The sequence below is a fragment of the Anaerolineales bacterium genome (genome assembly GCA_019637805.1).
Lineage (GTDB): Bacteria > Chloroflexota > Anaerolineae > Anaerolineales > UBA11579 > JAMCZK01.
In genome coordinates this window covers 430010-449080 of the sequence record JAHBVB010000001.1, presented here as the reverse complement: position 1 = coordinate 449080, position 19071 = coordinate 430010, and the positions used below count along the sequence as shown (strand labels likewise).

At 62.5% G+C, this 19071-nt stretch carries 15 protein-coding genes; 4 read left to right on the top strand and 11 right to left on the bottom strand.

What is annotated here, in order from left to right; translation table 11 throughout:
* Window positions 1-79 precede the first annotated feature (79 nt).
* From KF885_02060 to KF885_02040, 5 genes are all read right to left on the bottom strand, one after another.
* Window positions 80-1753 carry a class F sortase gene (locus tag KF885_02060; GenBank protein MBX3047941.1) on the bottom strand — a complete coding sequence of 558 codons (1674 nt, stop codon included), beginning with the start codon at window positions 1751-1753 and terminating at the stop codon, window positions 80-82.
* 1194 nt (window positions 1754-2947) lie between these two features.
* The gene (gene groL, locus KF885_02055) at window positions 2948-4585 is read right to left on the bottom strand and encodes a chaperonin GroEL (protein ID MBX3047940.1); all 1638 of its coding nucleotides are present in this window, start codon (window positions 4583-4585) and stop codon (window positions 2948-2950) included.
* Window positions 4586-4624: 39 nt separating this feature from the next.
* The gene (gene groES, locus KF885_02050; GenBank protein ID MBX3047939.1) at window positions 4625-4921 is read right to left on the bottom strand and encodes a co-chaperone GroES; all 297 of its coding nucleotides are present in this window, start codon (window positions 4919-4921) and stop codon (window positions 4625-4627) included.
* Between the two features lie 173 nt (window positions 4922-5094).
* Window positions 5095-6393, bottom strand: a complete 1299-nt coding sequence (locus KF885_02045) for a tetratricopeptide repeat protein (protein MBX3047938.1) — start codon at window positions 6391-6393, stop codon at window positions 5095-5097.
* Between the two features lie 2 nt (window positions 6394-6395).
* Window positions 6396-7643 (bottom strand): tetratricopeptide repeat protein, encoded by a 1248-nt coding sequence (locus tag KF885_02040; GenBank protein ID MBX3047937.1) that lies wholly within the window; start codon window positions 7641-7643, stop codon window positions 6396-6398.
* Window positions 7644-7760: 117 nt separating this feature from the next.
* On the opposite strand from KF885_02040, the gene trmD reads away from it, so the two are divergent.
* Together trmD and KF885_02030 are read left to right on the top strand one after the other, a co-directional pair.
* The gene (trmD, locus tag KF885_02035) at window positions 7761-8501 is read left to right on the top strand and encodes a tRNA (guanosine(37)-N1)-methyltransferase TrmD (GenBank protein MBX3047936.1); all 741 of its coding nucleotides are present in this window, start codon (window positions 7761-7763) and stop codon (window positions 8499-8501) included.
* A complete protein-coding gene (locus KF885_02030; protein MBX3047935.1) occupies window positions 8498-9073 on the top strand; it encodes a TIGR00730 family Rossman fold protein in 576 nt (191 codons plus the stop codon). Before trmD ends, KF885_02030 begins: the two co-directional genes overlap by 4 nt.
* 53 nt (window positions 9074-9126) lie before the next feature.
* Here the strand turns inward: KF885_02030 and prmA are convergent, their stop codons facing one another.
* Entirely contained in the window at window positions 9127-10041 is a 915-nt protein-coding gene (gene prmA / locus KF885_02025) for a 50S ribosomal protein L11 methyltransferase (protein MBX3047934.1), read from the bottom strand.
* 134 nt (window positions 10042-10175) lie between these two features.
* On the opposite strand from prmA, the gene KF885_02020 reads away from it, so the two are divergent.
* Window positions 10176-11453: an MFS transporter gene (locus KF885_02020; protein ID MBX3047933.1), complete on the top strand. Its 1278-nt coding sequence runs from the start codon at window positions 10176-10178 to the stop codon at window positions 11451-11453.
* Here the strand turns inward: KF885_02020 and dnaJ are convergent.
* The 5 genes from dnaJ to KF885_01995 all read right to left on the bottom strand — a co-directional run bounded on the left by dnaJ (window position 11450) and on the right by KF885_01995 (window position 17571).
* Window positions 11450-12571 (bottom strand): molecular chaperone DnaJ, encoded by a 1122-nt coding sequence (gene dnaJ, locus KF885_02015; protein ID MBX3047932.1) that lies wholly within the window; start codon window positions 12569-12571, stop codon window positions 11450-11452. The two genes, KF885_02020 and dnaJ, sit on opposite strands and share 4 nt — an antisense overlap.
* 73 nt (window positions 12572-12644) lie before the next feature.
* Window positions 12645-14543, bottom strand: coding sequence for a molecular chaperone DnaK (dnaK, locus tag KF885_02010; protein ID MBX3047931.1), 1899 nt, complete (start codon window positions 14541-14543; stop codon window positions 12645-12647).
* An 18-nt stretch (window positions 14544-14561) separates the two neighbouring features.
* On the bottom strand, window positions 14562-15077 hold the full coding sequence (locus KF885_02005; protein ID MBX3047930.1) for a nucleotide exchange factor GrpE: 516 nt from the start codon (window positions 15075-15077) through the stop codon (window positions 14562-14564).
* A gap of 5 nt (window positions 15078-15082) precedes the next feature.
* Entirely contained in the window at window positions 15083-16162 is a 1080-nt protein-coding gene (gene hrcA / locus KF885_02000) for a heat-inducible transcription repressor HrcA (GenBank protein MBX3047929.1), read from the bottom strand.
* A 194-nt stretch (window positions 16163-16356) separates the two neighbouring features.
* Window positions 16357-17571, bottom strand: coding sequence for a C39 family peptidase (locus KF885_01995; GenBank protein ID MBX3047928.1), 1215 nt, complete (start codon window positions 17569-17571; stop codon window positions 16357-16359).
* A gap of 86 nt (window positions 17572-17657) precedes the next feature.
* Between KF885_01995 and miaB the strand changes: the two genes are divergently transcribed.
* The gene (gene miaB / locus KF885_01990; protein ID MBX3047927.1) at window positions 17658-19022 is read left to right on the top strand and encodes a tRNA (N6-isopentenyl adenosine(37)-C2)-methylthiotransferase MiaB; all 1365 of its coding nucleotides are present in this window, start codon (window positions 17658-17660) and stop codon (window positions 19020-19022) included.
* Window positions 19023-19071 lie beyond the last annotated feature (49 nt).

Sequence of the window (19071 nt, the reverse complement as noted above, 5' to 3'; positions counted from 1 at the left end):
AGTTTCGGTAAGTATAAGGAATTTGATGCCTACGTCAAACGCCTTGTACGCCAACTGACAATGCCGCAGTAAACAAATGCTAGTACACGTCCACCAGTACGGCCTGCACGGCGCGGCGGTAGCGGTAGTCGCCGGTGGCGGGGTCGAAACTCTCGCAGGTGACCAGGGTGATTTGGCTGTACTCGCTCTCCGCCAGCGGGCGCTGGCTACTGGGCAGCACTAGCTGATTACTGCGCACCTCGTAAGTATAGGTGTTGCCACCATAGGCTATGGTGAAGCGGTCGCCGTGCTGGAGGGTCTTGAGAGCATGGAACGGCCCCGGCGTATTGTCGGCGTTCCAGACATGGGCGGTCAAAACCGAGTTGCCTGCCCAGGTGGGGAAGGCCGTGCCGTAGAGATAACCGGCTTGCCCCGATGAAAGCCAGCTTACATCCCAGCCGTTGGGTCCTTGCGGCACGCCGAGGATGTCCGGGTTGAGGCCCAGCTTGGGGATGCTCAGGGTCAAGTCAGACGCGGCGTAGGCTACAGAAGGCGCGCCCAAGTCGGTGACCACGCCCGGCGCGAAGCCGGTGGCGGGCAGGGCCAATTGGCCGAGGGTGAACAGCGAGAGCGTGCGGGTTTGCCCGCAGACGTAGCCTGCAGGCCCGGAGCCACCATTGATGGCCCGGAAGTCCTGGCCCGCATGGCGGTGGTAGACGTTCTTGTCGCCCGGCACGCCATCTGAGGGGCGGATGCAGACGGTCAGCGCGTCCAGGAAGATGTTGAGTTCGCCGCTGTCGCAGAAGACTTTGACGTCGTAGACCAGATCGTCCAGCGAGAAGCCATATTCGCCGGAACTGCCCTGTTCTTTGACGGCGATCTCACAGCCGGTCTGGCCGGGCGGAATGGCGGAGGCCGGCAGCGAGACGAGCAGACGGCCCAGCTGCAGGGTGGTGACCCCACTAGGGGCTATGGGCTTGCTGGCGGAAGAAACGGCGCCGACACCGTCGGACGACGAGCCAGAGTCGCCGCCCGATGCAGGAGCGGTACAGGTCAGGTTGTAGGTCACGGTGGGGTTGGCCGGGTCGTTGGTGCTGAGCACCAGCGTGCCCGACGATTGCGGCACACTATCGCATTGCACGGTGATGGTCGCCGAGCCTCCAATCGTGGTCAGGTCGTCTATTGGCAAGCCGGAAACGATGCTGTAGCCGGGGGTGGTAATGCTCGCCAGGCTGACATCCAGTTGGGAACCGGTATCCCCTGTGTTGGTCACTTGAACAGTGAGTTGAGGGGTGGCGGCCGCTATGTCAACAAAGGCCAGTGGGCCGGGCGCAGTGGGGGAGCCGTTGAACTCGGGCACGAGCGCCGTGCAAGTGAGGTCGTAGGTCACAGTGGGCACCACCGGGTCGTTGGTGGCCAAAACGAGCGTGCCGAGAGCCTGTGGGGCGCTATCACATTGCACGGTGATGGTGGCGGCCGGGTCGCTGGCGGCCAGGTCATCGATGGGCAGGCCGGAGACGATGCTGTAGCCACCGCTGATGCTCACAAGGTCAACATCCAGCTGGGTAGCGTGGACGATGTTATGGATATCGATGCTGATCTGAGGGCTACTACCCGCGGCCCCGCTAAACTCCAGCGGGCCGGTGGCCTCAGGCGTGCCTCTGAACGCAGGCACAGGGGTGGCGGCGCAGGCGCTGGCGTTGTCAACATACAACCGAAGATCCTCGGCGGTGAGGTTGTAGTAAGCCACCACGGGGTTGCCAGCACAGTCCAACTGAAGACTGTTGCCAAGGGAGCCTATATTGTCATGCAGCGAGCTGGCAGTAGGGACGGGGCTGCAGGTGGTATTTGTACAACGTGTAATCCTCAAGCCGGGATTGCCGCCAGAAGTTTCCGAAGAGGTAAACACTGAGTGACCGCTGCTATTAAAGACCAGCGACGTGTAAGACGTCGTGGCGGTACCAGCGAAGTTGACCGTGGTGGCTAGAGAAGAGCAAGCAATATCGTTGCAGCGCACCATTCGGATACTCGTCGACGGACTTTGATTGTCAAAGAAGACCACCCGCGGTATGCCGGCTGCATCCAGTTCCAGGGAGATGTACCTGGTCTGGCTACTAGAATGCAACACCACGGGGGTATCAGCTGTGCTGCAATCAGGCGCGGTGCAGGTGAGCAGACGCGCCCCTGTTGTTGTGTTGTAGGCAATTACTGGGTTGCCAATGGAGTTGAGCTTCATTGAGGTGTAATTAGTTCCCCCTCCCTCCACTACGCGCGTGCGGGTTATGGAATCGCATTCAGAATCATTGCAATAGGCCACCCACAAGCCGGCAACCCCGCCGCCCGAATACGTGTAAGCGCTAATGGGTCTATCGTCTGCATCCAACAGCATGGATAGTCGAATGCTGTTGGCGCCGGCAAGGTCGTGTAGTGCCTTCACTGTCACGCTGCCTGGCTCGCAAGTTGGCGTGCTACAAAAGGCAATATACATCCTGCCGCCGCGGTGATAGCTGATCACGGGCAAACCTTCGGCGTTGAGCTGTAATACAGCACTATTGCCTGTGCCCGTATCATCCACTACGTTGATGGTCCGGGAGCTGCACACCGGGTTATCGCAGTAGACCAGCTTGAGAGCCGTGCCAGTCGTATCTGTGTATGCGATTACCGGCCGTTGGTAGGCGTCCAGCGCCAACCAGGGATTGTTGCCCACATTGCCGCTGGAATCCAAGTTTAGTCGCACTGGCGCAAACAGAGGCGCGGCTGAGGCAGAGCTCAGTGCTACTGCCAGGCTGATGAGGGAAACTGCAAGAATTGCAAACAGCAGATGTCGTTGAATTTTCATTTACAGGCGGCAGTATAATCCCAAACTGTTGGCCGAAGAAAAAAAAGCCCCGCATTCGCGAGGCTTTTTTGATAATCGGGCTGCGGCAAAAGCGAAGCTTTTGCCAAAACCAACGGCGAAGCTGTTGGTTTAGTATTCCGGCATGTGGCCGCCGCCAGGGGCGGGGGCCGGGTGCTCCTCGGGCTTGTCGGTGATCAGGGCCTCAGTGGTCAAGATCATGGCCGCGATGGAAGCGGCATTCTCCAGCGCGCCACGCGTCACCTTGGCCGGGTCGATCCAGCCCTTGGCAACCATGTCCACGAAGGTCTCTTCCATCACATCGTAGCCGATGCTCTTGCTCTTCTTGGCTTCCTGCTCACGCAGTACGCCATCGACGATCACCGAGCCGTCCTGGCCGGCGTTCTGGGAGATGCGGCGCATGGGCTGCTCCAGGGCGCGGCGCACGATCTGCACGCCGATCTTGGAGTCCTCATCGTCTACCTTCACCTTGTCCAGCACGGCGCGGGCGTTCAACAGAGCCACGCCGCCGCCGGGCACAATGCCTTCTTCCAAAGCGGCGCGGGTGGCGGATACCGCGTCTTCCACACGGTGCTTCTTTTCCTTCAGCTCGGTCTCGGTGGCGGCGCCAACACGGATGATGGCCACACCGCCGGCCAGCTTGGCCAGGCGCTCGTCCAGCTTCTCTTTGTCGTAGTCGCTGGTGCTGTTGTCCTTCTCCACGCGGATCTCTTCCACGCGGGCGGCGATGCGCTTGGGGTCGCCCTTGCCGCCGACGATGGTGGTGTTGTCCTTGTCGGAGACGACCTTCTCGGCCTTACCCAGATCCTCGATGGTGGCGGTTTCCAGCTTGCGGCCGACTTCCTCCGAGATCACGGTGGCGCCGGTCAAGATGGCGATGTCCTGCAGCATGGCCTTGCGGCGGTCGCCAAAGCCAGGGGCCTTGACCGCCAGCACGTTTAGCATGCCGCGCAGCTTGTTCAGCACCAGAGTGGCCAGCGCTTCGCCGTCCACATCCTCGGCGATGATCAGCAGGTTGCGCTTGCCGGTCTGCACCAGCTTCTCCAGCAGCGGCACCATGTCCTGGGCGGCGGAGATCTTTTTATCGTAGATCAGCACATTGGCGTCTTCGATGATGGCTTCCATGTTCTCCGGGTTGGTCACGAAGTAAGCGGAGAGGTAGCCGCGGTCGAACTGCATACCTTCGACGTATTCGGTTTCGAACTGCAGACCCTGGGAGTCTTCCACAGTGATAACGCCGTCGTTGCCGACCTTGTCAAAGACTTCAGCGATCAAGTTGCCGATCTCGCGGTCCTGGGCGGACACGGAGGCGACGTTGGCAATGCCTTCTTTGTTCTCGATCTTGATGGCTTGCTTCTTGATCTCTTCGGAAACGGCGCGGGTGGCCGCTTCAATGCCGCGCTTGAGCATCATCGGGTTGGCGCCGGCCGCCAGGTTCTTCATGCCGTCAGTCACGATGGCATGCGCCAGCAGGGTGCTGGTGGTGGTGCCGTCGCCGGCAATGTCGTTGGTCTTGGAAGCGGCTTCCTTCAGCAGCTGGGCGCCCATGTTCTCGAACGGGTTCTCCAGCTCCACTTCCTTGGCCACCGTCACACCATCATGGGTGATGGTGGGGGCGCCGAACTTGCGGTCCAGGGCCACGTTGCGGCCCTTGGGTCCTAACGTGGTGACCACAGCCTCAGCCACCGCGTTCACGCCGGCCAGCAAGTGGCGGCGAGCTTCCTCAGAAAAGGCGAGTTGTTTTGCCATAGATTAGTGTCTCCTTGGGAAAGATATAAGTGCTTTTTTTTAGCCTTCGACAACGGCCAAGACGTCGGATTGGCGCAAGATCAACAGCTTCTTGCCATCGACCTTGATCTCGGTGCCCGCATACTTGGCGAACAACACGGTCTGGCCCACGGCCACTTCCATTTCGACCGGCTTGCCATTTTCGTCGCGGCCACCGGGGCCAGCGGCCAAGATCTTGCCGCGCTGCGGCTTCTCTTTGGCGGTCTCCGGCAGGACGATGCCACCCGCGGTGACCTCTTCGTCCTCGATCGGCTCCACCAACACGCGGTCCGCGAGCGGTTTGAGGGTACTAGCCATGCAATGCCTCCTAAAGTTGAGCGGTTTGCTCTATGTGATATGGATTTGTGTGCTTACGCAACATTAGCACTCATGTCGAAAGAGTGCTAATTGCGGCAATCATACCATTTTTGGGTAAGGCGTCAAGCGCAGGTCAAGGCCCCCGGGATTTTCTTACAAAATTCTGACGGAGCTTAGCCGCCGGCCAGAGGCTGGCCGCAGATGGCGTAGTTTTGCTGCACAATGCCCATCACGATCGAGTCGCCCGCATAAGTCTCGCGCAGCTCGTCCAGGATCGGCATGGCGGTGGGGCAGTCCTGCAGGGCAGCCAGCACCGAGCCATAGGTGTAATAGTAGACCAGGGTGTTGTCATCCAGCGGCATGCCCTGCACAGAATTCGTCCAGCGGCCCAAACTGTCCAGGCTGTTTTGCACGTCCGAACAGCCGTTCACCGCGCAGCCCAACACCGGGATGGAGCTTTCGTAGTTGCGCGAGCGGAAATAGATGATGCCCAGCTGCCCGTACCAATCGGCATTGGTGGGGTCCAGGTCAATGGCGCGCTCAGCGTTCAGCGCCGCGGCGAAGAATTCGCCCATGCGCGAATAGGTCTTGGCGATGGCGATGTAGGGCAACGGGTCGCTGATGCCCAGGGCGGCGTTGATCGTGGCGGCCCGGTCGAAGTAGTCCAGCGCCTGGTCGTAGAGGCTCAGTTCACGGTAGTTCTGCCCGATGCGGATGTAGACGAAGGTTTGGTTGGGGGCCACTTCCACTGCTTGCTGGTAGCGTTCGATCGCCCCGGCGTAATTGCCGCTGGCCTCGCGCACATAGCCGCTGACCCGCAGGGTGTCGAAGGAGCGCGAGTCCAGCGAGAGAGCCCGTTCCGCATATTGGAAGGCCTGGTCGTATTGCTGCTGGTCTACGAAGATCTCGGCTTGGTAGGCCAGCGCCAGCACATCCCGGCTGTCCAGTTGCAGGGCCAGCACCGCCTCGATGCTGGCCTGGGCGATGAAGGCCTGGTAGTCAGCCGCGTTGCCGGCGGCCCCTGCGCTCCAGTTGAGCACAAAGGCCCGCACCGCATGGCCGGTGCTGTATTCCGGCGCAATTTCCACGGCGCGGTCAATGCTTTGCAGGGCCTCCGCCAAGCGCTCACGCCGGCGGTCCTGGGTCAGCAGGGCCGAGGAGTAGGCCTGGATGCGGGCCAGTTCCGTCCAGCCCAAATAGTCTTGCGGGTTCTCGGTCAAGGCGTCCTGATAGGCCTGGATGGCGCTGTCTAAGTTGCCCGCATTAAAGAAGGCGCTGCCTTCTTCACGATAAGAGGCGGCGCTGCGGGTAGCCGTGGGAGTGGGCACGAACAGCGGCTGGTAGCGACCAGTGTTCAAACCCTGCAGCATGAACAGCCCGGCCATGATCAGCCCGGCCCAAAACATCATGCGGTATGGGTTGGAGCGCGGCCCGGGGGAGTGGAACAGATTCTGGCGTTGGCGGACGCGCATGGCTAAGACCCCCCGGCGCGTGCAGCCAGGTCGGCCAGTGGTGTGACGGTTGGCAGGCTGGCGCCTTCTTCGCAGATGCGCACCATCTCATTGGCGTTGTCCACCGCCACCTGATTGTCTGGCACAGCGGCGATCAGCGCTTGGGAGACCGGCAGTGCCTCAGAACAGCGCTGGGCGCGGGCCAGCAGCAGTCCGTAGATGTAGTAATACGAGACCACATCGGGCGCATCCAACGCCAGGCCGGGCACCACATTGCCCTTGTCGTCCGTGCCGCCGCGCAGCGCCAGCTCCAGCGCTTGCAAGGCTTCTTCGGACTGGCGGTTACGGTAATAGGCCACCCCCAGGTTGGCATGCCGGTAGGGGTTGGATGGCTCTTCGGATGCGGCTTGCAGCATGGCTTGCACGGCCTTGCCGAATTCGCCGGTGGTGATGTAGATCAGCCCGGTGTAGGTGTTGGGCAGGGGGTCGTTCGGGTTGAGCGAGTCAGCCACGACGAACTGGTTGATGGCGTCTTCGTAGCGTTCCATGGCGCGGTACACGCGTCCCAGAGAAAGGTGCAGGCCGGCAATCCGGTCGTTGATCTGCAGCGCGGCTTCATATTGGAAGGCGGCTTCAGGGTAGTTGCCGGTCAGTTCCAGTACGTAGCCGCGCGCCCGGCGCACTTCCAGCAGGTCGCCGGCCAGTTCCACCGCGATGCGCGACTCTTCGGCGGCCTGTTCGTACAGCTGTTGGTCGGCCAGCACCTCGGCGTAGAATGCGTGGGCCAGCGGCTGGTTGGGGTCCAGCTGCAGGGCGCGGCGCAGGGCGCTTTCCGCCCCGGGTTCGTTGTCTAGCGCATTCAAGGCCCAGCCCAGAATGGACAGGGCCGTGGGGTTGTCCGGGCTGAGCAGCAGCGCGTTGCTCACGCTGGTTTGGGCCGCCTCTGGCCGCCCGGCCAGCATTTGCACGCGAGCCAGGGCGATGTAAACGGCCGGGTTGGCCGGGTCTGCCATGATGGCTTGTTCGTAGGAGGCAATCGATTGCAGCAGGTTGCCTTCATTGAAATAGGCGTCTGCCGCACTCACATAGGATTCAGGGTCTTGCGTGGGGATCAGCGTGGGTTCCTGGGGCAGGGGCAGGGCCGGCACCACATATTGGTTGAAGTAGCAGGCCGCCCCCGCCAGCATTAACACCAACCCAATCAGCGCCGGATTCACCCGGCGCTGTTTACGTTGGCGCTGCATATGCCAGCGACTGCCACGAAGATACATGCCGCGATTGTACTGGCCGCAGGAATTGCCCGTCAAGAAAAGGCTATGAGAACCTTATGAGATTGTGACCGGGGCTGATCAAAAACCCGCAGGTCTTGGCGCTGATAGAATGAGCGCATGCAATTCGATGTATTCACCTTGTTCCCAGAATTGTTTGAAACCTACCTGGGGACCAGCATTTTGGGCCGGGCCCGCCAGGCCAACCGGCTGCAGGTAATTCTGCACAACATTCGTGACTACGCCACGGACAAACACCAGGTCACCGACGATGAGCCGTACGGCGGCGGCGGCGGCATGGTGATGAAGCCCGAGCCGCTCTTCGCCGCCGTGGAAGCCGTGCTGGGCCTGGCGCCCGCGGTGCCGGTCATCCTGCTCACTCCCCAAGGGCGGCCATTTAGCCAGGCTGTAGCGCAAGAATTGAGCCGGCAGCCGCGGCTGGCGCTGCTCTGCGGGCGCTACGAGGGTGTGGACGAACGCGTGCGCCAGCACTTGGCCACCGATGAGATCTCGCTGGGCGATTTTGTGCTCACCGGCGGCGAGCTGCCGGCCCTGGCGTTGATCGACGCCGTGGCGCGGTGCCTGCCCGGCGTGCTGGGCGACCCGCAGGGTGCCGCCAGCGACTCGCACGCCACCGGGCTGCTGGAGCACCCGCACTACACGCGGCCGCCGGAATTCCGCGGCTGGGGCGTGCCGCCGGTGCTGCTCTCCGGCGACCACGCCCGCATCCAGCGCTGGCGCCGCGGCCAGGCGCTGCTGCGCACCGCCCAGCGCCGGCCCGATCTGCTGGCGCGCATGGCGCTGAGCGCAGAGGATCAGAAATTATTACAAATCGCCAAAGAAGAGGAAGAGACGAAATGAAATCCGTATGTGTCTATTGTGGTTCTTCGGACGAAGTGCCGCCCAAATATATTGAAGCCGCCCGCGCCATGGGCCGCACCATCGCCGGCCGCGGGCTGGAACTGGTCTACGGCGGCGGCAGCACTGGCCTGATGGGCGCCGTGGCTGACGCAGCCCTGGAGGCGGGCGGCCAGGTGACCGGCATCCTGCCGCTCAACTTCAACAAGCCGGAGCTGGCCCACCAGCGCCTGACCCGCCTGGAGCTGGTGGACGGCATGCACGCCCGCAAGGCGCGCATGATCGAGCTTTCAGATGCCTTTGTGGCCATGCCCGGCGGCTTCGGCACGCTGGAGGAGGTCTTTGAGGCACTCACCTGGGCGCAGATCGGCTTGCATGCCAAGCCGATCGGTTTTCTCAACGCCTATGCCTATTTCGACCACTTGCTGGTTTTCATGGAGCACGCCAATAAAGAAGGCTTCACCTTCTGGGAGCACCAGCGTTTGTACTTCCAGTCTGCGGAGCCGGATGCGTTACTGGATGCGCTGGCGGGCTACCAACTGCCAGACGGCCTGGACCGCTGGCTGCAGCGCTAGTTGACCGTTTGCTCTTAGTCGTGTAGGTGCGGTTTCGTAAGGGCCGCTACTGCTTATACTTTTGCGGCCAGCCCCAGCCAATCGCCGCTGCGGCGCTCGGCCGTAATTTGCAGGCCGGCCGCCGCCAGGGCGGCGCGCAGGTCAGGTTCCTGCTCCGCCAGAATACCAGAGAGCACCAGCACGCCGCCCGGTTTGAGCAGCTTGTGCAGCCCAGCGTCCAGCAGGCGCACCAGCACCGGCGCCAGAATGTTGGCCACCACCACTTCGGCCTGTTGCAGGCCGAAGTGACCGGCCAACACCTCGGCCACGGAGCCCACCCCTAATTCAACCTCGGCTTTGTTGAGTGCGATATTGTGGCGGGCATTGTCCATGGTGCTGGCGTCGTTGTCCACCGCCAGCACTGGGGCGGCGCCCAGCTTGCCCCCGGCGATCGCCAGAATGGCCGAGCCGCAGCCAATATCGATCAGCGCATCGCCAGGCTGAAGGTGCGCTTCCAGCAGCTCCAGGCTGAGCTGCGTGGTGGGGTGCACGCCGGTGCCGAAGGCCATGCCCGGCTCGATGCGCACCGCCACGCGACCGGCAGTGTCCATCTCTACCCAGGCGGGCAGCACCACCAGGCGCTCTCCAATGCTCAGCGGGTGGTAGTGCTGCTTCCAGGATTCCATCCAGTTCTGTTCGTGGATGGTCTCGTAGCTTGGGTCCGGCAGGGGCTGGATCATTGCCAGGTAGCGCAGGCCTTGCTCGATCTGGCTACGCACTTCTTCGGTATGAGCGTCGTGTGGGATGTAGCCCAGCACGCGCAGCGGGCCGATGGGGTGGCCCTCATCTTCGGCATTGGCAGTGATAGCCGTGCTCTCGATGGCGACGCCGCCCGGCAGGTGCCGAGCCAGCACTTCGGAGACGGCTTCAGCCAGTTCGGGGTCTACTTCGAGCGAGATGCGCAGCCAGGAAGTGGGAGTGGTGCTCACCGCGCGCAGTATAACGTATAGTTGCCCTTCAATTTTTCAGGCAGCGTCTCATCCCGGTCTGCTGGTACCATCCACTCGCGGCCAGATCGGGATTTGGTTTTGTCGCTGATCACTTGCAGTGAGGCTCTTTCGGAATGTATTTAACACTGTTACGCAAAGGTTCGTTTGTTTTTCTTTGGTTGGCGCAGATCGCTTCGACATTTGCCGTTCAGCTTTACAAGATCGGTGTTGTGGTTGTGATCTTCGAACAAACCGGTTCCACCTTGCAAGCGGCTGGGGTTTTGGTGGCCACTTCACTGCCGTATGTGCTGGTCGGGCAGCTGGCCGGCGCCCTGGTGGACCGTTATCCGCGTAAAATCATGCTGGTCGGCGTCGCCCTGGCGCAGGCGCTGCTGGTGGGCATCTCTACGCTGCTTATGGGCGAGGTCCTGAATATTTGGTTGGCGTATATGGTGGTGGCAGGTTTGTCGCTCACCGACGCCTTTTACAAGCCAGCCATGCTTTCCATGCTGCCCACGCTGGTGGATAAAGCCGCGCTTGTCCATGCCAACAGCTTGATCCACAGTACGAATTATGCCGTCATGGCGCTTGGCTATGGCTTGGGCGGGATCATGATCTTGCAATTTGGCTTATCGACGATTGTGGCCATCAATCTGGTGCTCTTCCTCTTGGCCGCCCTGTTGGTCAGCCGCATCGTGGTTGCCCCCGGCCTGGTCGCCAAGCAGGCTCGCAAAAACGCTGAACCGATCTGGCGTTCGATCCGCTCCGGTTTGGCCTATCTGCGCCAGCATGATCTGGCCCGCTCATTGATCACCATGGAGTTCCTGGAGCATTGGCCCCATGCGATTTGGACGGCGGCGCTGATGCTGGCCTTTACTATAGAAGGCTTGAAGGTCGGCGAGGAATTCTTCGGCTATCAGAATGCGGTCTACTTCGGCAGCAATATCATTGGCGCCGCGATCGCAGTGGCTTTTGCCAACCGTTTGGGAAAGCGACCCGGTTGGGTGGTCATCATCAATGCGCTGCTGATGGCGCTCTTGACCGTTATCTACGCGCTGACCGCCAATATTTGGCTGGCCTTGCTGGTCATGCTGCTCTACGGACTGCCGATGGCCTTGCGCGATGTGGCACAGGATTCGCTGCTGCAGGCCACGATCAAAGGCGAGGTGCTGGGCCGGGTGTATGCCACCCGCCAGATGCTGGCCAACCTGGCCTTTATGGTGGCTGGGCTGCTCCTGGCCGGGCTGGCGGACCTGATCGCTATCCGGGCAGTCTACTTGCTGGGGGCCGGGCTGTATTTTCTAACCGCATTTTACGCGCTGGCCCAAGCATCACTGCGTCGGGCCACATTGCTTTCAGCAACTCCAGAGCCGGCCGAAGTGGTGGCCAACCTGGGAGGCTTTGAGCCCTAGCCGCCAAAGGCTTCGCGCAGCTTCTCCAACCAGCCGCCGCTCTCCTTGGGTTTCACTTCGGTGCCCATCGTGCTGGCCAGCTGCTCAAACAGCGCACGCTGCTCGGCGCTCAGCTTGGTGGGGATGGCCACATCCACCATCACCAGTTGGTCGCCGCGCCCGCCGCCACGCAGGTGCGGCACGCCTTTGCCGCGCATGCGCAGCAGCTTGCCCGGCTGCACGCCGGCCGGGATGCTCAGGATCGCCGGCCCGTCCACGGTGGGCACTTCGACTTCGGCGCCCAGCGTGGCCTGGGCGATGTTCACGTCCAGGTCGAGCAGAATGTCGTTCTCGCGGCGCTGGAAGTATTGGTGGTCCTTGACGCGGATGGCAATGTACAGGTCGCCCTGCGGGCCGCCGTTGATGCCCGGCTGGCCCTCGGCGCTCAGGCGCACCTGAGTGCCGCTGTCCACTCCGCCGGGGATATCCACCTTGCGCTTGATCATCTTGCGTTCCAGGCCGCGCCCACTGCACTGACGGCAGGGCGTGGCGATGATCTCGCCGCTGCCGCGGCACTCTGGGCAGGTGGTCACCTGCACCATGTTGCCGAAGAAGGTCTGGCGGTTCTGGCGCACTTCGCCGCGGCCGCCGCAGGTGGCGCAGCTGCTCTTGCTGGTGCCCGGCTCCGCCCCTTCGCCTGAGCAGTGCGAGCACGGCTCGTCACGCGGGAACTCGATTTCCTTCTCTACGCCAAAGACGGCTTCTTCGAATTCCAGCGCCAGATTGTATTGCAGGTCGGCCCCGCGGCGCGGCGCGTTGCGCGCCTGCGCCGAGCGGCGGCCGAATGCGCTGCCAAACAGCTCCTCGAAGATGTCGCCCAGATCCACATTGGTGAAGTCCGGCATGCCGCCCATGCCGTCCACTCCGGCGTGGCCGAAGCGGTCGTAGGCGGCCCGTTTTTGCTCGTCAGACAGCACTGCATAGGCCTCGTTGAGCTCCTTAAAGCGTTCTTCGGCGTCCGGAGATTTGTTCACGTCGGGGTGGTACTGGCGCGCCAAGCGCCGGAAGGCGGATTTCAGCTCTTCCGGCGAGGCGCCCCGGGCCACCCCGAGGGTTTCGTAGTAGTCGCGTCTGGCCATGGTATGCGCAGGGATCAGGAATTAGGGATCAGGTGTAAATGGCCGTGGCCACTGCCCTGTCACAGTTTCCTGATTACTGATCACTTGCCTCTTTGAACTCACCCTCGACCACATCATCTTCGCCGGAGGAGCCATTGCCCGTTCCGGCGTCGCCCTCGGCGGCTGGGCCGGCTTGCTGGTAGGCTTCAGCGCCCAGTTTCTGCACCAGTTCCATCAGGGCTTCGCTGGCGGCGTTGATCGCCGCCGAGTCTTCACCCGCCAGGGCGGCGCGCACCTTGGCCACCGCGTCTTCGATCTCTTGCTTGCGTTCCGCGGTGACTTTGTCGCCCAGGTCCTTCACAGCCTTTTCGGCCGTGTAGGCCGCGCTGTCGCCGTTGTTGCGGGCTTCCACCAGCTCGCGGCGTTTCTTGTCGTCTTCGGCGTGGCTTTCAGCTTCTTTGCGCATACGCTCGACTTCGGTGTCCGACAGGCCGGAGGAGGCGGTGATGGTGATGTGCTGGCTCTTGCCGGTGGCTTTATCCGCGGCGGTCACGTTGAGGATGCCGTTGGCGTCAATGTCAAAGGTCACTTCGATCTGCGGCACGCCGCGCGGCGCGGGCGGGATGCCGTCCAGCACGAACTTGCCCAGTGACTTGTTGTCCGCCGCCATGGGGCGCTCGCCCTGCAGCACGTTGACCTCCACCTGGTTTTGGTTGTCCGCCGCCGTGGAGAAGATCTGGCTCTTGCGGGTCGGGATGGTGGTGTTACGCTCGATCAGCGGCGTGGCCACCCCACCCAGGGTTTCGATGGACAGGGTCAGCGGGGTCACGTCCAGCAGCAGGATGTCCTTGACGTCGCCGCCCAATACGCCGGCCTGGATCGCCGCCCCGATAGCGACGACCTCGTCCGGGTTCACGCCGCGGTGCGGTTCCTTGCCGAAGAGCTTCTTGACCGCTTCCTGCACGGCGGGCATGCGCGTCATGCCGCCCACCAGCACCACTTCATTGATCTCGCTGGGCTGCAGGTCGGCGTCCTTCAAAGCCTGGCGCACCGGCCCCAGCGAGCGCTCGATCAGGTCGCCGGTCAGCTGCTCCAGCTTGGCGCGGGTCAGCTGCGTGACCAGGTGCTTGGGGCCGGAGGCGTCTGCGGTGACATAAGGCAGGTTGATCTCGGTCTGCTGCAGGGTGGACAGTTCGATCTTGGCCTTTTCGGCGGCTTCCTTCAGGCGCTGCAGCGACTGGCGGTCGTTGCGCAGATCGATGCCCTGCTCTTTCTGGAACTCATCCGCCAGGTAGTTGATGATGCGATGGTCGAAATCGTCGCCGCCCAGGAAAGTGTCGCCCGAGGTGCTGCGCACCTGGAAGACGCCGTCGCCCACGTCGAGGATCGAAATGTCGAAGGTGCCGCCGCCCAGGTCGTAGACGGCGATGATCTCGTTCTTCTTCTTGTCCAGGCCATAGGCCAGGGAAGAGGCGGTAGGTTCGTTGATGATGCGCAGCACTTCCAGGCCAGCGATCTTGCCGGCGTCCTTGGTGGCGTTGCGCTGGGCATCGTTGAAGTAGGCGGGCACGGTGATCACGGCCTGGGTCACCGTTTCGCCCAGGTAGGCTTCAGCGTCGGCCTTGATCTTGGCCAGGATCATCGCCGAGACTTCTGGCGGCGTGTATTGCTTGCCGCCCAGTTGCACTTCAATGCCGTCGTTGCCGCCCTTCTCGATCTTGTAGGGCACCACTTCCAGCGCCTTGGCGGTCTCGGGGTCATCGTACTTGCGGCCCATAAAACGCTTGATCGAATAGATCGTGTTCTCCGGGTTGACCACCGCTTGGTTGCGGGCGGCGCGGCCCACCAGGCGTTCGCCATTCTTGTTGATCGCCACTACCGAGGGCACCAGCCGGTCGCCTTCGGCGGTGGGGATCACCACCGGCTCGCCGCCTTCCATCACGGCGCCTACCGAGTTGGTGGTGCCCAAGTCAATGCCAATGATTTTTGCCATAATTGCTCTCTCCTCGAATTATTTTGCGACTTTCACCACGGCAGGGCGCAGCACGCGCTCGCCCAGCAGGTAGCCGGGGCGCAGCACTTCGCTGACCGTGCCGCTCTGGTATTCACTGTTTTCTTCCTGGCTCAGGGCTTCGTGCAGGTTGGGGTCGAAGGTTTCCCCCAGCGGGTAGACCCGTGTCAAACCCTCGGCCTGCAGGTAGGTCATCAGCTTCTGGTAGATCAGCTCGATACCCTGCGCCCAGGCGGCGCCTTCGCCGTCCTGTGGGCGCGCCTTCAGCGCCAGTTCCAGATCATCACTGACTTCCAGAAAACGCTGGAAGACCCGGCCGCGGATATCTGCGGCTTGCATTTCCTGGTCGCGGCTTTGGCGCTTCTTGTAGTTGGCGAACTCGGCCTGGGCGCGCTGCCAGCCCTCCAGGTTCTGGGCCGCCAGCGCTTCGGCCTCGGCCAACTGCGCCTGCAGCGCAGTCAGCTCGGCCTGCTCCTCGCCGGCTTGTTCGGGGTGTTGTTCTTGGGTTTCTTCCATAATGTCTATTCCTTCGATTTGGTGCTGGTCATCGAGCCGCTGCTCATTGAACCACTGGTCATTGAACCAGAGACCACTTCGCTGAGCAGCCCGGCTACATAATCCACAGTCGAGACGGCGCGGCCGTAGGCCATACGGATCGGCCCCAGTACGCCCAGGTAACCGCTGGCGGTGCCCGGAGCGCCGTAGCGCGCCAGCACCAGCGAGAAGTCGTGCAGTTGCTCCCAGCGGCCTTCGCCGCCGATCAGCACCTGCACGCCGCCGATCTGGCTTTCGCTCATCACTTCGGTCAGCAGGTTCTCCAGCAGCGGCCGTTCCTCCAGCACGCGCAGGGCGCGCTGGGCGGCATCGCCCTCGCTGAACTCCGGCTCAGAGAGCACATTGGTCCAGCCGTCGTGGTAGACCTCGCCGGCGTGCCCGTTGGTCAGGCGCAGCAGCTCAGTGCCTACCAGGCGGAAGACCTCGGCGGCCAGCGTGCCCAGTTCCTCGGGCGGCGGCGTCATTTCTTCCACAGCCTGGCCGCGCAGCAAGCCGTTGAGCTGGTCGGCAATGCTGCTCAGGCGTTCCTGCGAAAAGGATTCCTTAAGCGCCAGCATCTGCTGCAGCACTTGCCCGCTCTCCAGCACCATGATCATCAATACCTGGCGTCCTGAAGTAAGGATCAACTCCAGGTGCTTGAAGCGCACCTGCTGCGACTGCGGCAGCGTGATCAGCGCCGCGGCGCGTGATTGGCTGGCCAGCACAGAAGCAGCCAGGCGCATCCACTGCTGCACTTCATGGCGGGCCTGGTAGAACTGGTGGCTGATGGTGTGCTTGATCGAGGCAGGCAGCTCCTGGCGGTGCATCAGCTCGCCGACGAAGAAACGGAAGCCCTCCTCGGTGGGCACGCGCCCGGCTGAGGTGAAAGGCTGGCGCAAAAAGCCGCTCTCGGTCAGCTCGGCCATTTCGTTGCGCACGGTGGCGGAGCTGACGTCCAGCCCGTAATAGTCCACCAGGCGTTTGGAACCCACCGGCTGGGCGGCTTCCACATAGTCCTGCACGATCAGACCCAGGATCAGTTTTTGGCGTTCGCTTAGTTCTTTCATGGTTTGTCGCAATATTTAGCACTCTCGGTTCGAGAGTGCTAAATAAGGCCAATAGCCATTTTAACAAGCGCCAGAGAGCCAGTCAAGAAGCTGCTGGCGCAAAGCCGGCTTTCTTACAAAGGGTTAATAGCCAGATCAGCCCGGTCTGGCAGGTTTCCTGGCGGGTGCCGATAAGAACTGAGCGGGTTGCTGGCTTAAGGGGTGGCGCCTAGCGAAGTCAGTGCCGGACCGGTGTAGATCGACTTGGGATTGGCTTCCTGCGCCAGGCGGAACTGCTGGATGGCGGCGTTGATGTTGCCTTCCTTGTGCAGCGCCCAGCCGCGCCAGATCAGCACGTCTTCCGAGTTGGGCGTGATCGCCAGCGCATAGTCCACCAGTTGGTTCAGGTCGTCCTGCCGGTTGGTGTGGTAGTAGGCGAAGAAAGGCCCGAACTGGTAGCGCAGCATGCGCATCGGCAGGCCGATCAGTCGGGCCTGGTCGAACGAGGCCGCCGCCGCGTTGAATTCGCCAAAGTAGACCTGGTTCATACCCAGGTTGAACCAGGCGAAGGCGTTCTCTGGGTGGCTTTCCACTTCTAACTGCGCCGTTACCATCGCGTTTTGGCGGTTGGCCTGCGCATCCCAGTCCGCCCCCAGGATGGCTTGCACATCGGCTTCCCGGTCCGGCGTGTAGACCAGCGTGTACACCCGGTTGAACTGCTGCCACCACATGTCCAGCTCCGCGTACCCCATGCGTTGGTTCGGGCCGTTGTAGCTGTCCTGGTAGATGAATTCGCCGCTGGCGTCGTCGTAGCCCGTCAACAGAGCGTAGTGCCCATTCCAGTAGTCGTCGTTCAGCAGGTAGTCGATCTCGATGATGTGGCCCTTTTCCACCATGACGGGCAGCCCGGCCGCCAGCAGCTGCTTCAGCAGAGTAATACTGCCGTCCACCCGGAAAAGGGTGCTCAGCCAGCCGGCGCGGGTGCGGATGTAATAGTCCAGCTCGTCCACGTTCACATTGCGGTCCGCTGAGATCGGTTTGATCTCGTCTGAGATGGTGTATTGGTCGCCGCCCCAGCCGTAGTAGCGCAGGTACATGGCCAGCGTGGCCGGGCCGCAGTTGTTCGGCCCCTGGGTTTCATGCGCCGGCGGGGTCAGAATGAAGTTCGGCGGCAAGGGGGTGGGCGTGGCCAGCGGAGTGGGGCTGGGCGGCAGCGCTGTGGCGCTGGGACGCACCTCCACCTCTGGGCTGGAGCTGGCGATCTGCGGCGGCGGCAGCTCGCCTACCGGGTTGAGCCGGCTGCGCACGAAGACCTGCGCCAGGTCCAGGCGCCATTCCAGCCGGGTTTTCACCCAGGGGATTTGGTAGACCAGCATGGGGAGGACGATCAGGGCGACCAGGATCAAGGGCCAGCGACGACGCAGCTGCATGGCAGTCATTGTACCGAAGCCTGACGCGCCCGAGGTTAAAGGCAGATTGGCGGCGGCCTGTCCTGCGCTGTATAATTCAGCCTCTTATGAAATATCACATCTGGACCGAAGGCTGTCAGATGAATGTGGCCGATTCGCAGCGGGTCGCCTCGGCGCTGGAGCGCCTGGGCTACCAATCCGCTGCGCGCCCCGAGGACGCCGAGGTCATCGTGCTTAACACCTGCGTGGTGCGCCAGAGCGCCGAAGACAAGGCCATGGGCAAGGTCACTTCGCTCAAGCCGCTCAAGCAGAAAAACCCCAACCTGACCATCAACCTGATGGGCTGCATGGTCGGCGTCAAGGGGCAGGAACGCCTGCGCGAGCAGCTGCCTTTTGTGGATGTTTTCTCGCCGCCCTCTGACCCCGGTCCGCTGGTCGCCCACCTGACCCAGAACGACAGCCGCTTCATCGAGCTGGCCGAAACCGAGCAGCGCTTCGCCGTCATGGACGGCGATTTGCGCCTGCCGGCCGAGGAGCGCGACCAATTGATCAGCGCCCATGTGCCCATCGTCTACGGTTGCTCGCATGCCTGCACCTTTTGCATCATCCCCTACCGCCGCGGCGTGGAACGCAGCCGCCCTGTGGGCGAGATCGTGGCTGAGATCCGCAGCCTGGTCGCCCAGGGTGTGCGCGAAGTGACCCTGCTGGGCCAGATCGTGGACCGCTATGGCAAAGATGTGCCCGACGGGCCCAGCCTGACGGACCTGCTGCGCGTGGTGCATGAGGTGGACGGCCTGCAGCGCATCCGCTTCCTGACCTCGCACCCCAACTGGATGACCGATGAATTGCTGCATACCGTGGCCGAGCTGCCCAAGGTCATGCCGCACATCGAAGTGCCGGTGCAAGCCGGCCATGATGAGGTGCTGGCCAACATGAAGCGCGGCTACACGGTGGACGAATACCGCCGCCTGGTCGAGCGCATCCGCGCCATCATCCCCAACGTCTCGATCGCCACCGACATCATCGTCGGCTTCCCCGGCGAGACCGCCGAGCAGTTCCAGGCCACCTATGACCTGCTGGGCGAGCTAAAGCTGGACGTGGCGCATCTGGCGCGCTACTCTGAGCGCGAAGGCACCGTGGCTGCCCGCCGCATGGATGACAATGTGCCTGAGCCAGAGAAGCTGGCCCGCCTGCACGCGCTGGACAAGCAGCAGGAAGCCATTCTGAGCGAGATCAACGCCCGCTACCTGGGCGAGACGGTTGAAGTGCTCTTCGAGGAAGAGGTCAAGGGCCGCTGGAAGGGCCGCACGCCGACCAACAAGCTGGTCTTCGTGCAGTCAGAGCAGCCCTTGCACGGCCAGCTGCTGCCGGTGGAGATCACCTGGACCGGTCCCTGGTCCATGCAGGGACGCCTGCGGCCGGACACCCACCCGGCGCCGATCCCCATCGAGATCATTTCCCTCAACGCATAGCAAAAGCGCCCGGCGGCACGGGCGCTTTTGCGTTAAGCCTGCAACGGAG

Bases quoted from the DNA above. Each gene is read 5' to 3' on its own strand.
- groL (MBX3047940.1), bottom strand. From the start codon at position 4,585: ATGGCAAAACAACTCGCCTTTTCTGAGGAAGCTCGCCGCCACTTGCTG.
- groES (MBX3047939.1), bottom strand. From the start codon at position 4,921: ATGGCTAGTACCCTCAAACCGCTCGCGGACCGCGTGTTGGTGGAGCCG.
- KF885_02045 (MBX3047938.1), bottom strand. From the start codon at position 6,393: ATGCGCGTCCGCCAACGCCAGAATCTGTTCCACTCCCCCGGGCCGCGC.
- KF885_02040 (MBX3047937.1), bottom strand. From the start codon at position 7,643: ATGTATCTTCGTGGCAGTCGCTGGCATATGCAGCGCCAACGTAAACAG.
- trmD (MBX3047936.1), top strand. From the start codon at position 7,761: ATGCAATTCGATGTATTCACCTTGTTCCCAGAATTGTTTGAAACCTAC.
- KF885_02030 (MBX3047935.1), top strand. From the start codon at position 8,498: ATGAAATCCGTATGTGTCTATTGTGGTTCTTCGGACGAAGTGCCGCCC.
- KF885_02020 (MBX3047933.1), top strand. From the start codon at position 10,176: ATGTATTTAACACTGTTACGCAAAGGTTCGTTTGTTTTTCTTTGGTTG.
- dnaJ (MBX3047932.1), bottom strand. From the start codon at position 12,571: ATGGCCAGACGCGACTACTACGAAACCCTCGGGGTGGCCCGGGGCGCC.
- dnaK (MBX3047931.1), bottom strand. From the start codon at position 14,543: ATGGCAAAAATCATTGGCATTGACTTGGGCACCACCAACTCGGTAGGC.
- KF885_02005 (MBX3047930.1), bottom strand. From the start codon at position 15,077: ATGGAAGAAACCCAAGAACAACACCCCGAACAAGCCGGCGAGGAGCAG.
- hrcA (MBX3047929.1), bottom strand. From the start codon at position 16,162: ATGAAAGAACTAAGCGAACGCCAAAAACTGATCCTGGGTCTGATCGTG.
- KF885_01995 (MBX3047928.1), bottom strand. From the start codon at position 17,571: ATGCAGCTGCGTCGTCGCTGGCCCTTGATCCTGGTCGCCCTGATCGTC.
- miaB (MBX3047927.1), top strand. From the start codon at position 17,658: ATGAAATATCACATCTGGACCGAAGGCTGTCAGATGAATGTGGCCGAT.